The organism is Bordetella sp. BOR01, assembly GCF_019218885.1.
GTDB lineage: Bacteria > Pseudomonadota > Gammaproteobacteria > Burkholderiales > Burkholderiaceae_B > Bordetella_A.
In genome coordinates, this window is the sequence record NZ_JAHUWT010000002.1 from 415,012 (window position 1) to 426,777 (window position 11,766).

At 53.9% G+C, this 11,766-nt stretch carries 10 protein-coding genes; 5 read left to right on the forward strand and 5 right to left on the reverse strand.

Annotated elements, in window-relative coordinates; genetic code table 11:
- Positions 1-266 precede the first annotated feature (266 nt).
- Positions 267-416, reverse strand: coding sequence for an HNH endonuclease (locus tag KW845_RS29720; RefSeq protein ID WP_218369028.1), 150 nt, complete (start codon positions 414-416; stop codon positions 267-269).
- A 179-nt stretch (positions 417-595) separates the two neighbouring features.
- Here KW845_RS29720 and KW845_RS09740 point away from each other — a divergent pair, with 179 nt between their 5' ends.
- Both KW845_RS09740 and KW845_RS09745 read left to right on the forward strand, forming a co-directional pair.
- Positions 596-823 (forward strand): DNA-binding protein, encoded by a 228-nt coding sequence (locus KW845_RS09740; RefSeq protein WP_370628196.1) that lies wholly within the window; start codon positions 596-598, stop codon positions 821-823.
- 7 nt (positions 824-830) lie between these two features.
- The gene (locus tag KW845_RS09745; RefSeq protein ID WP_218369029.1) at positions 831-1,760 is read left to right on the forward strand and encodes a TrfA; all 930 of its coding nucleotides are present in this window, start codon (positions 831-833) and stop codon (positions 1,758-1,760) included.
- A 1,645-nt stretch (positions 1,761-3,405) separates the two neighbouring features.
- On the opposite strand, the gene KW845_RS09750 is transcribed toward KW845_RS09745, so the two are convergent.
- Together KW845_RS09750 and virB5 are read right to left on the reverse strand one after the other, a co-directional pair.
- Positions 3,406-4,449 carry a type IV secretion system protein gene (locus KW845_RS09750; RefSeq protein ID WP_218369030.1) on the reverse strand — a complete coding sequence of 348 codons (1,044 nt, stop codon included), beginning with the start codon at positions 4,447-4,449 and terminating at the stop codon, positions 3,406-3,408.
- 252 nt (positions 4,450-4,701) lie between these two features.
- The gene (virB5, locus tag KW845_RS09755; protein WP_218369031.1) at positions 4,702-5,397 is read right to left on the reverse strand and encodes a P-type DNA transfer protein VirB5; all 696 of its coding nucleotides are present in this window, start codon (positions 5,395-5,397) and stop codon (positions 4,702-4,704) included.
- Positions 5,398-6,508: 1,111 nt separating this feature from the next.
- Here virB5 and KW845_RS09760 point away from each other — a divergent pair.
- The 3 genes from KW845_RS09760 to KW845_RS09770 all read left to right on the forward strand — a co-directional run bounded on the left by KW845_RS09760 (position 6,509) and on the right by KW845_RS09770 (position 8,251).
- Complete coding sequence (locus KW845_RS09760; RefSeq protein ID WP_218369032.1) at positions 6,509-6,784, forward strand: hypothetical protein; 276 nt, start codon at positions 6,509-6,511, stop codon at positions 6,782-6,784.
- Positions 6,785-6,787: 3 nt separating this feature from the next.
- Positions 6,788-6,991 (forward strand): antitoxin VbhA family protein, encoded by a 204-nt coding sequence (locus KW845_RS09765; RefSeq protein ID WP_218369033.1) that lies wholly within the window; start codon positions 6,788-6,790, stop codon positions 6,989-6,991.
- A 324-nt stretch (positions 6,992-7,315) separates the two neighbouring features.
- Positions 7,316-8,251 (forward strand): hypothetical protein, encoded by a 936-nt coding sequence (locus KW845_RS09770; protein ID WP_218369034.1) that lies wholly within the window; start codon positions 7,316-7,318, stop codon positions 8,249-8,251.
- Between the two features lie 351 nt (positions 8,252-8,602).
- Here KW845_RS09770 and KW845_RS09775 read toward each other — a convergent pair whose 3' ends face one another.
- Together KW845_RS09775 and KW845_RS09780 are read right to left on the reverse strand one after the other, a co-directional pair.
- Positions 8,603-10,030, reverse strand: coding sequence for a UvrD-helicase domain-containing protein (locus KW845_RS09775; RefSeq protein WP_218369035.1), 1,428 nt, complete (start codon positions 10,028-10,030; stop codon positions 8,603-8,605).
- Positions 10,020-11,750, reverse strand: coding sequence for an ATP-dependent endonuclease (locus tag KW845_RS09780; RefSeq protein ID WP_218369036.1), 1,731 nt, complete (start codon positions 11,748-11,750; stop codon positions 10,020-10,022). Before KW845_RS09780 ends, KW845_RS09775 begins: the two co-directional genes overlap by 11 nt.
- Positions 11,751-11,766: the final 16 nt, after the last annotated feature.

The following is an 11,766-nucleotide window of genomic DNA, read 5'->3' on the forward strand; positions in this document are numbered from 1 at the left end:
ATCGCGCTAGACGCTTGTAAATACTGGGGATTTTTGATGTCGGGGCCGGAATCGGACCGGCACGCCTTGCGGCGGGGGATTTTGAGTCGGCGTGCGAAGGTGTTTGTTTAGGGAAGTGGGGTGAAGCTGAGCGTAGGTTGAAGTAGGTGAAAGTAATTTCTAATCAGTAGGTTAGCGAAATTTTGTGAAATTGGCGAAAGCTGATGCATGTACCGGTACTGTACTGAAATTCAGTACAGTACTTCGTGTCCTCAATCTAGGCTAGGTCACCCGAAGTGGCGTTGTCGATGGCAATTAGGGCAGAGTGCTATGGCATTCTCTAAGCTGGAGTTTTTTCTTAATGAGGAATAGAGGGTCGTCGCTGGCCTGTTCTCGTTCGTGATGTTGTATCTCCGAAGGATCCAACTCGTGTGCATTAGCCGGCAGGTTCCAGGTTTCGGCCAAATGTAGCAAGTCCCACTTCACCAAGTATCGAACGAACGGCTGCAGTTTCCTGGGAGTGGAGTTCATCATATTTTCTGAAAAAATGATTCCCAAATTCTAGCAGGGGAACCGTAATCTTTCATCTGTACTTGTAAATTGATAGGGATACAAGATGGAAGTCACTACAACTGAAAAGATGTTGTTGGACCGCTTCGGCGGATCTCCCTTGCTGTCTACTCAACAGGTGGCAGAGATTCTGCACAGAAGCCCCGAAGGCTTACGTATCACCATGAGTGGGAATACTGACGTGGCTCAATTGCTGCGTTCTTGCAAGCTCAAAATTGGTCGCCGGGTCTATTTCAGGGTTTCGTCGATCGCTCAGCTCATCGATGAAGCCTGAGTCGGTCGTGAAAGTTGTACTTTGTCGACCGCAGAGTGCCGCTCGAGCCTTAGAACAGTCTTCCGCTTGGGAAAGAATTCAACAGCGGGCGCTAGAGGCGCAAATACAGGCGAAGAAACGTGCCGAAGGTGAAGCCAACAAGCCAGGGATGCTGTTTATTCCAGGTATGGACAAGTACATGCGTGCTATGCCGAATTATCTAAGTCGCTCGCGGCTGTTCGCCCCGGTTGCATGGGAAAAAAGGCAGATGTACGAGGGTTCGGACTTGATCGATGGCAGCGAGAAAGTGACATTGAAAGGTTGGGGCCGGCAACTGACAGAGGATGTCGCCGATATTTGGTTTCATGCTCTGTACCTATGCTCGAAAGCGCCCATGGGGCAGGCGGTTAGGATTTCCCGGTGGAGATTCTTGCAAGATTTGGGGCGCCATTCGGGAGGATATGCATATGACTGGTTACATCGTGGTGTCATCGCTTTAAGCACTTTCACCATAGCCATCGAAGCGCGCACGGCAGACGGTATCCCAAAATTCAGTATCGGGACTCGTGCATCGAGCCGAGTCATGCACATGCTGGACGGGTTTGATTACTGCGCTAGTGCTCGCGAGTACCGCCTCTGCATGGACCCCCGTTGGCGAGAGATTTTCGCGAATCGCGAGTATGGCTTGGTTGATTGGGAAAAACGTTTGCGAATGGGGCAGCGTCAGTATCAGGCCAAGAGCTTACAACGCCTTGTTTCTGTCTCTTCGGATAGGGTGCAGCGTTATGGCTTGGAGTTCCTAAAGAAACGTGCGCAGTATGGCAGCCATATGAGTAAGTTTCGTAAGAATGCACTGGAGCCAGCCATGCGAGAGCTGGAGAGGCTTGACGTGATCGCGGAGGGTCGGATTGAGAGGAGTCTTAAAGGCGCTGAGCAAGCTGTCTGGATCAAGTTATGACTGTGTGGCTCTTGTCGCTGGCCTTTGTCTGTCACTGAAGATGTTGATGATTTCATCTTGCCTTGAAGTTATCAGTACAAGGTCATGGAAACATTAAAAATTTATCGTTGTTGCGTTCCATTCGCTTAGTCCTCCATCGGCTGAGGATGGGGTGAGAGGCAACGAGATATGGCCTTGACACGCCTTGCAGCGAGAAATCAGCTGTGTCGCAAGATCATCCAGCAGCTTTTGCTCCCCACTTCTATCTTCGCCAGTCGGAGCAGGCCTGTGGATAAGTCCAAAATTTTAGCGTTGTTGCGTTCCATCATCTGTCGTTGTTAGGTTCCACATTAGCGTTGTTGCGTTCCATAAACTCGTTGTTACGTTCCACCTCTGTTCTGGAAACCGTTGCAGGACAAGGCTTTCCAGGCAGCGTCTTGTTCTCTATCTTTCTTCTATCTTCTTTCTATCAGAAACACGTGTGGATATGCTCGTTAGTGGTGATGGTTTGGTTGTTGTTCATGGCGGAGCTAGGCAGGCTGACGCTGAAAGCAGACGGGCTACGATTTCAGATCTGGAGATTACCGAGGCATGCGAACGCAGATTTTTCTGTACGCAGATCCCAGACATACTGCGTTTGCCGCAGTAAACCTAAAAGCGTGTTGTTAAGCAAAATAAAAGTAATCCAGCGTAATTAAAAAGATTAGATACGATCTTCTTACTGCTGACTCGGTGAAACAACGGTATCTTGAACGCCATCAAAGAATCGGCATTAATGGAGCCATGCCAAAATTAAGAAATGGTCGAGAATCGCGAGTCGTCCGTCGATTTATCGACAGCATTTTGTCGTGACGTCAGAGTTTGTGCCCGGGTGGTGAAATTGGTAGACGCAGGGGACTCATAGAGATTTGAGCCCTCGTGGAGAAATCCTCGGGGTGAAGTCCGTCAAACTCGGTGAAGGCCCTGGACACTTGTCCGAGCTAATGCCGAGCCAAGCTTGGAGCCTTAAAATTCCAAGAAGGTGTAGAGAGCAGACGGCGGACACCTAAAGTCGAAAGGCTATGGTGAAGGCGTGCTCCAGACCACGAACGTCGCTTTCGAGCGATGGCGGCGAAAGCCGAAGTGGTACGAAAATCCCCCGCCATAATCGGCGTGCCGGTTCGAGTCCGGCCCCGGGCACCAATTAAAAAATTTTCCAGCGCAGGGCTTTGCTACTCCCGTGAAAGGGTCTTAACGTGACGAGTAGCCGTTGAACGCCTAGTCTGTTGGTCTCCAAGCATAGCTTCGCATTTTCAACCGCTGGCTTGATCGATACGCCGTACACCTCCCCCCCGCCCCTCGCACGCGAGGGGAGCGAGTCGCCCTCTGTCGTCAAGGGACCAGAGGATGGCCATTGGCCTACCCCATCCTCTGATCCTTGTCACAAGCGTAGATCGCTCCTGTCGCGTCAAGGGGCCGAGTCCTCGCCCGTTCCGGGCTGCGGGCCGCACCAACCCCTTGACCCGCCATCCACTGGTGACAACGACTAGACATAGATTTACGTGAGCAGAAAATTTCCATGAGAGTTGTTCATCCCGGGAGTTCTTCATCCCATGGGAATTATTCATCCGGGCCCGGTACAAAAAAAAGCCGAGCAGTGCTCGGCACAATTTAGCTGCGACACGTTCTAGCCCCGAGCCACTCGATTTGCCCTTGGCGTAGTGATTTTTCGATATACCGCCAATGGTGCCGTTGCCGTTGATACCGCTGCGTTCTTTGCAATGCGGACATCAGCACGCATCTTATTGATGCCACGTTTGAGGTTCGTTGGCCGCATAGACGTTAATCCGCCCTTAGTATTTCCATAGGCCCAAGCGACGGCACCAAGAGTACTGATGGCCACGCCGCCGCCCAGCGCGGAAGCGATTGAAGAAAGCTGCATCATGACCAGTGCGCCGATGACGCAGAGTGCGACAGCGGGCAACGCGGCACTTATTGCCACATCCGCCACGCCATCTGCTGTACTGGCAGCGGTGAGGTACGTTTGCAATATGGTCAAAATTAGCCTTACAGCGCCAGCGGCCATTACGGCCATGAAAACATAATTGAGTGTTTGGGCGATCCACGAATCGAAGAAACGCTTCGTACCGTCAAATATCAATAGCAAAATGAAGATCGGGCCGATCCCTAGCAGAATAGATAGCGCGAGCTTCGACAGGATGAGTAGGAACGCGCCGTAGGCAGTGGCGACAAGGCCTGCACCCCATATGGCGAGGGCGATACCTAGTTTGCCCAGATCGGGGAGAAATCGTCCACTGGCGTTGCCGCTTGCCCAATAGGTATTTCCGAAGTCGTATATCTGAGACATAAGCGAATCTAAGAATTGGACGTTTCCTGTGCTTTCTGCATTACCCGAGGACACGATATTGGCCAACGCTTCTGGACTCTGCCACAAGAAGTCCGCGATGACGCCGTTATAGTTTCCGATCGTCAGAGCAAAAGCGCATATAACCGATAGCCTGATTAGTCGGGTTGTGCCATCTATCACGGGTTCCGAGATCATGCCGCGCATCATTGACCAGCCCCACAGCATGACGTAGATCATGAGCAAGGTAGTTGTCACTGGCGTGATCGACGCAATCACATCAGTGGCAACGTCCGTCACGTATCCGGATAACGCGCCATTGAGCTCTGAGAGTATCCGCTCATAAAAGTGAAAATCGGCAGCCATGGTCACCATCCTTTTGGTAGGCGGGGTTGTGCGGCATCAAGTGAACTTGCCGTTCGCACTTTTTCACACGTTGCGTTATCTATTTTTCCTACGCAGTACTTCTCAAGAAATGCGCTAGGGGTTGTGGCTACGCCATCCACGTTGGGATGGTGGGGATCTGCGACGCTCGGTACTTGATCAGAGCACGCTGATAGAAGAGCCAGTAGCATTGCGGCTGCAACAGACTTTATTTCCATTTCTTTCATCGTCCTTCTACCAGCCATTAGGCAATGAAGGTTGAGCAGCTTTTATCGCGATTTCTCGGGCCTGCTGATGCTGAATATCACGCTGCGTTCGTGCCAGAAAAGCGATTGTGTTGAGTTTGTTTTGCTCGTTGGCCAACATGGCTTGTTCGGCCTGAATGCGGGCTTGCAAATCCAGAATATCCTTTTGCTCAGGCGCATCATTCACTTTATCGAGCAAAGTTTGAATCGCAGTAAATCTTTTGCTTGCTTGGCGATATCCTTCTTCGCCCATCGCCCTATTAAGGGCATTCTGGTTTTGGGTGTTGATAAATGCTTGGTTTATGTCGCTTCCCGTGGTGAGCCCGGCATTGTCAGCATCGACCAGACTTGCCGCCTGGCGGATGGCGTTTGCTGACTCCACAAGTCCCTCCATGTTCTGGCCACTGAGCGCGTGTTGGTACTCACTGGGAAGGTAGTTGCGTAACTCCGGGTTGTTTACTAGGTCCGCCATGCCGCGCAACCCGTTCTGACTGGTGTACTGACGCTGCAATTGCTGGAGTTGTTGCTGCATTTGCTCGAACTGTTTTCCCCATGCTTCGACTTGCTGCATTGCTTGGGCGAGATTCGATGCGTCGATTACTGGGATACCACCAGCAAAGGCACTTTGCCCTGCGGATAGAACCATAATCAGGACCAGGGACTGCGCTAGAGTTTTCCTCTTCATGCCTAGCTCCATGTTAACGAGTGAGTTTTCGCGGGCGCGAAAATGGCTATGAGTGGGCAGTGCCCTGTCGGCCAGCAGTTGAGGTACTCATTCGCAAGGACAGTGCTACTAGACCGCCAAGCACGGCACCGGGTCCGGCGAGGGTACGGAGTTGCTCCCCGTAGAAAATGATTTCTGCTCCTGTATGAAAAACAAAGAGCAATGCCAAGAATAGGCAAGCGTGTATGACGAAATAGTTTGCGGACTTAGGCGTGAGTAAAGCGTCCACACCACCATTCTCAATTAGAGTTCGACCGATCTTCACTGCCCGGTGAACTTGCGCTATGACGAAGAACGTTGAAATCAGCGCAAACCCGATAGTGCTGGCGAGTGTTTCTAGATCAAGACTGGACTCATTCATCGTTCGACTCCTTCTGTATGAATGAAGTTGACAAGCGATTTCGCTTGTCAAAATATACTATTTTGATAATCAAAATATCATATTTCGATAGATAAATCACCTAAATATGAATGTTCGAAATGCAGGAAGAAGCTGCTCGGCATTTTGTTTATGCGAGGTTCATTCGAAGAGAAATCGACGGTAAATGGGGCGCGTCTCAGTTAGCCGTACGCAGAGTGTCTTGGAAGTGACCGCTGCATGTACTGAGTATGTCTTGAATGTGTCTTGGATAGTCTCGGATGCGTACTGAAGATGTACGCACGTAGTCCTAATATTGTTCGCTTTATGTATGGGAAAGCGTGCCTCTGGGGTGTTGAGAGTCCTTTGGGGCAGTTACTAGGGCAGGATAGGCTTTTCGGTGCCAAATGTAATACAAGCTCCGATTTTGACTGCCTGTTTTTTTCTGGAATGCCTTGCTATGGTGGACTTGAAGCTGCACTAAAGATGAACGGCGTGTAGAGATCGCAGCGGATGACGGTACAGCTTGGCAAGCACCGATAACGTTGGTTCAACATCACAGCAAAGCATTACGCAATATTGCCAAGGCATGGCTATGGAAGCACTGCATAACTACAAAAGTTAGAAAAATGATCAAAATTCCTGTTGAAAAATGCCGCAAAATAGCATATTTTGATCATTCATTTTCATATGGTTTGTGGATGAAAACGTTCTATGGATGCACCAATGATATTGACCCCAAAGGTTTTGGTGGGGATTGCCAAAACGGGCGCAGTATTTTCTACTGAAGTACGCGCAACAGCTGATGGCTTTCAAGTAATGATTTCGTTTATGGGGTCTGAGCCGTTGCCGTTGATGACTGTTCGAGGAACCATCCGGACCTTTAAATCCTGGGCAACGTGCATGCGTTATCTGAGATCAGTTGGGATTACGCGTGTGATGGTGGACATGGAGAAATGGGACATAGGCGAATCGCCGGTCGAGGAGTGAAGCATGAATGTCTCTACAGGCAGTAAGGTAATCAGCCATGATGAGGAGCGCGACGCACGCTTGCGGGCTATTAACTTCGCTCGCGGTAGCGTTCGTTTCGAGGGTTTTGTTCTATCAGCAGAAGTTGAAGAGATTAATCGTCGCTTTATTAATGGTGAGCTGACTGGTGATGAGCATATCGCAGCAATCAAAGACATCGTCACTTGACTGCTTGTCTCTCTGTAGACCAATCACAGCCGTCGATAACTCATCCAGCGTATGGAAGCCATGTTGCCCGGAGCCCACTAGTCCGGGGGACTAGTGGGTGTCGTGGTAGGAGCCGGGGCGGCAGGCCTGGTGCCCGCTTGGGCGGGCAGCACTCCGTATCCCGCGACAGGTATGGCTTGTGAGAACAAGGGGCTGATATACGTTATACATGGTGCTGAGCGAACGCGCTGAGCATTAAGTTTGTCACTCTGGACGACAACTGTCATACAGTAGAATCAGGTTGCTTTAGACGTGAAGAGCTGACGTCACGCATCCGACCGGTCGATGAGTACCCATCTTGTGCTAGATTTTTCAACTTCAGATTACATAGCTACGGGCGCGCTTATCGTGTCAATCATTAGCGCGGTCTATGCGAAGCGGCAGAGCCGCTCTGCTGATTTTGCATCTCACAATAGCTATCGCGCACACTTGGCAGAGCACCATCAAGTCTATCGTCAAGCATTACGAGAAAGCCGACAAGCAAATAGAGGGCATCTCAATAGTTTGGCCGAATTGGCTGGCAGTACTCTGACCGAGATTGTCGAACTCGTTGATAGGTTCGATACTCAGCGCTCCCCCGGCACATCGGAGCGTCCATTGCGTCATGTGCTCCTTGAGTGTGCGGAAATGGTGTTTTACGCATTCAAAGGCCAGCTTGCTTGGCAAACGGGGCTCAATATCTCGATGCGTATTTATCGAGTAAGCCAGATCGAATTTGACCTTGATCCCGCCGAGAAGAACTTATTGGGCTCAAACTTTAGGCAGGTATTTGAGCAGCAGCACCTTGATAGCCCGAACGTCTATCAAGAGATCATGCTGGCTCATGACCCATATTTCTGCTCCCTAGTGACACAGCTTCGAACTCGAATTGACCATTCTCGGTTCCCGGAATGGACTAGTTCGGTCCAGCAGAAGTTGGCCCCATTTGCCGTATTGCATGAAAGCAAATCCAGCATCCTCAAAGCTGCGGCGGAAAGCCTCGAGGAAGTTATCGACGAAGGGCACACGCAACACTTCCCCTTGCCCGAATCTCCTTCACTTTACGCGTCCCTACGGCGCCAGAAGACCATCCTTGATACGTTGAGCTACCTCAACATTCCCCAGATATCTAAAGCCGACGCTCATCATTATTCGAACTATGCCTCAATAGGCGTGGCGATCTGTGCAACTATGCTCGTTGTCATAAATTCGCGTGATTGGGGTTGGGGGCAATGGGAGTAGGTCCGCTATCGACGAGAAGCCGCCCCTTACCCGTGCGTCCAGAATGGCCTCTTGAGACTGATCAGGGTCATTCACAAGCCAGGGGCTGAGTGACGGCAACCACGAACACCGGCCATCGCATGCTATTGGCCTCGATAGAAAACTCCACCCTCGGCAACAGTCGTTCAACTGCGTTGAAAGCACCGTGCCTGCACGAGCATCCGGTCCCGCGCGCCGCGACAGTCGCGTCACCCCCCCCCCGCCACTGTTCTACAGCGTGCTGAAATCGTTAGCCCGAAGCAGGTGTTCAACTTTGCTTTGCAGCACTCCCCGCTGTCCATTCATTCGTGGCATACGTTAAACGTCAACGTTTCAACCGCCCGCGCGCGGCGTCAGAGTGCTGGTGGGCGAGCACACAATGACTTGGCGCGCACCACGTGTCAGCGCAACATAGAGGTGTTGGGCCGTCATGGCCTGCGGCTCGAGCACGACCACTACATCCGCTTCGAGTCCTTTAAGCAAGAGCGTGCTGCCGACGGCGCGTCGTGCAACCGGCCGGCTCATGTGACGCTGACGCTCGCGCTCCTGGAGTGCTGCAGCGTGCAATGTGCAGGTGCCACGAGCGGCTACCTGCATCGCGGTCTGACAGCAGCGAAGAACCTCGGGACGGTATACGCGGGTACCAGGCTGCCGGGCGAAAGCCTGCAGCAGACGAGACGCTGCGGCAACACTGGGACCTTGCGCGAACGCCAAGGCTGCAGCTTCGATCGGCGTCGGAGGATTGCGAGGCCTGCCATACTGCAGAACCTGTACACGTTGCAGGAGCGCGGTTGCTTCTACGCCGGTCATCAGGCTCGCGGCGAACTCGACTACTTGTCCCAGCGGATTGGCCCCCGCGGGATCGAAAGTCCGTGCGAACTGGATGAACTCGACAAGGTCGACGCGCTCGACAACTGTCGCCCCTGGTGTCTGGCTGGTCAACTGGTAACGCCCGCGGACATTCATCGCGTCGCCGATGATGAGCACGCTGTCCTCCGCGTTGCGCCCACGCGTCCTAGCCGCGCCCCTGCGCTGCTCTTCGGCCGTCGCTGCATTCAACTGCACCCATTGCACTGCAACTGGCGCTCCCTGCAGTTCCACAGACAGGCCTGCCTGAAGCAGCATCCGCGCGTTCAGCAGCCATTGCCCAAGTTCCTCGGTGCCAGCCAGCCGCCACCGCCAAGGTGTCTGCAGCATGCCAACCGAAGGAAACTGTGTCTCGACATCGGATTGCCAATTGACCAGGCGATTGCCACCGAATCCGAAAATTGCCTGCATGGGATCGCCGAGTACACACGTTGGCAGCGTCTCCGCAGTCCACGCGACAATGCGGTGCTGTGTCGCATTGCAGTCCTGGTATTCATCGACCAAGAGCCTTGCGTATGTAGCCCGCAGCGACGCATTGATGTGTCCAGCATGCAGTAAATTAGCCGCGGCTTCCCGAATCGCTGGATAGTCCTGACCTGGATTGGCCAGTTCCAGCGTCTGGGCAGGAAGGCCACTACGCAGAGGAAACTTTCCAACAAGCCGCATCGCGAACCCGTCGATCGTGGAAATTCTGTAGGCTGAGCTAGGGATGGCCGCCCTAGACATGCGAGCTCGCAATGCCGCGACACCGGCATTGGTGTGAGTCAAGATGAGGATGGGTTTGCTGCCCGTATGCTCCGTCAGCGTATCGGCTATGAGCTGTGTCTTACCGCAACCCGCCGGCGCGGTGATCGACCCGCGGGCGACTGCGAATAGGTCGAGCTCAGGCGGCATGGGTGCATGTCCATAGCTGATTGATTACATCGAGGAATCCTGGTTCCGCGTTCTGCAGATGTGGGCCGACGATCCTGCGGCCGACGTGCTGATAGGCAGATACGGACTTGAACCAGCCGTTCCTGCTGACCCGGGCTGCACGGCCCAAGAGCTCACGTGTCGGCACCGAGTAGACGCCGTGCGCTGCTCTTTCAGTCTCAATGGCATCGAGGGTCCGCCGACCGTCAGACTTGGATCGAATGTGTTCGGCCACATCGTCGCGGCCGATACGTTCGATGGCGTAGCCGAGCAGTGAGTCGATCGCTGCGTCCGTCATGCAGATGAATAGTTCATCTTCGAGCGCACGGCCTGCTCGCCAAGTGAGCAGACCAACGCCCTCGGCGGCAACCGTCTCAAGCAGCGCCGGCGTCGGCGCCTTATCCGCATCAATAAATGCAGTCACGTTGTAGCCCAGCCGGCGCATGACGAGCGCCTTCTCTAGGCAGAGGTCCGGTGTGCTGCCGCCTGCATTGACGTATGCACCTCCCAGGGCGAAGAACGACGTCTGGTTGTGGTCCTCCACGCGATATTGGTCGAGCCCTCGAGCAAGTCCAACCTCACTGGCTCCTTCGCAGACCAGGACAGATCTCGCCAAAAAGGCTTCTGGGTCTGTGCGCAGAATGCTTTGTACCTGATCGGCAACGCCTGCGGGGCGAACCACATGGCGCTCACCTTCACTCCTGACGATGAACAGCTGGCTCCCGGAAAGCTCGCGTAGAGCAACGGGCGAGTGTGTTGTCATGAATACCTGAAGGGGGAGGGTAGCGTCCTTAGCTCCTAGGGAGTCCAACAGGCGTTTGAGCCGGTGAGGCTCCAAACCAAACTCGACCTCGTCCACAAGCGCAATAGTGGCTGCCTGAGCGGCCTCGCGCTGCAGCCCGGCCATGAGCAGGCGTGCGGATCCCGTCCCAAGCGAGCGCAGCGGGATGCCGGATTGGCTGTGCAGCGCGATCGCACCGTCGCTAACGGAGACCGCATGCGCGTCTAACATGGCTTGGACTTGCCCTACTGGCACGCCCAAGGCCACGGCAGTGCGCGTCACGACCTGAAGGGTCTCTGCCAATTGAGCACCGGCTTGGTTGCCAAATCCTGTCCTCGCGTCCCGTGCAGCACGAGCTAACTCGGCGCCTAGATCAGGTCGTTCGTCAGTCAGCTTGTTGAGCACGGAACTACGGCTCCAGGACAGATGGGCGCTGGCGTAATTACCGATGCGTGCAGGTGCCAGCGCGGCGCGATGCTTCCAGACGAGGCCGCGTTCCAGCCCTTGCTCCTGCGCTCTCTCCGAATACAGTCGCCACGACGGTTCCAGGTCCGCGCCTACCTCCAGGCGTACCGTCAACGCAGTCTCGATCTCAGCTCTGGGTTCGGGCTCGATCTGCCCAGTCGCTGCGTCATACGCCTGCAAAAATTCCCCGTAGGCCTCCAGGCTCAACAGTTCGTCCGACAGGCCACCCAGGGTCACCGCGATTACGATGGGCTCGGTGACCACAAGCCCATAAAAGTCCGTGTCGGCGATGCCCACGCTACGCCGCGCGCCCAGGCATAGGTCTACAGCGTCCAGAATGGTCGACTTGCCACTGTCGCCTGGGCCAATGAGGCAGTTGATGCCCGCCGAGGGCGCCCAGTCAAGTGTTTTGATTGAGCGAAAGTTGCGGATTTCTAGCCGTCGGATGCGCGCCATGATCCTCCCGCGGTTG

Coding starts and splice junctions, on each gene's coding strand:
- KW845_RS09760 (WP_218369032.1), top strand. CDS start 6,509: ATGGATGCACCAATGATATTGACCCCAAAGGTTTTGGTGGGGATTGCC.
- KW845_RS09750 (WP_218369030.1), bottom strand. CDS start 4,449: ATGGCTGCCGATTTTCACTTTTATGAGCGGATACTCTCAGAGCTCAAT.
- KW845_RS29720 (WP_218369028.1), bottom strand. CDS start 416: ATGCACACGAGTTGGATCCTTCGGAGATACAACATCACGAACGAGAAC.
- KW845_RS09775 (WP_218369035.1), bottom strand. CDS start 10,030: ATGCCGCCTGAGCTCGACCTATTCGCAGTCGCCCGCGGGTCGATCACC.
- KW845_RS09770 (WP_218369034.1), top strand. CDS start 7,316: ATGAGTACCCATCTTGTGCTAGATTTTTCAACTTCAGATTACATAGCT.
- KW845_RS09765 (WP_218369033.1), top strand. CDS start 6,788: ATGAATGTCTCTACAGGCAGTAAGGTAATCAGCCATGATGAGGAGCGC.
- KW845_RS09740 (WP_370628196.1), top strand. CDS start 596: ATGGAAGTCACTACAACTGAAAAGATGTTGTTGGACCGCTTCGGCGGA.
- virB5 (WP_218369031.1), bottom strand. CDS start 5,397: ATGAAGAGGAAAACTCTAGCGCAGTCCCTGGTCCTGATTATGGTTCTA.
- KW845_RS09780 (WP_218369036.1), bottom strand. CDS start 11,750: ATGGCGCGCATCCGACGGCTAGAAATCCGCAACTTTCGCTCAATCAAA.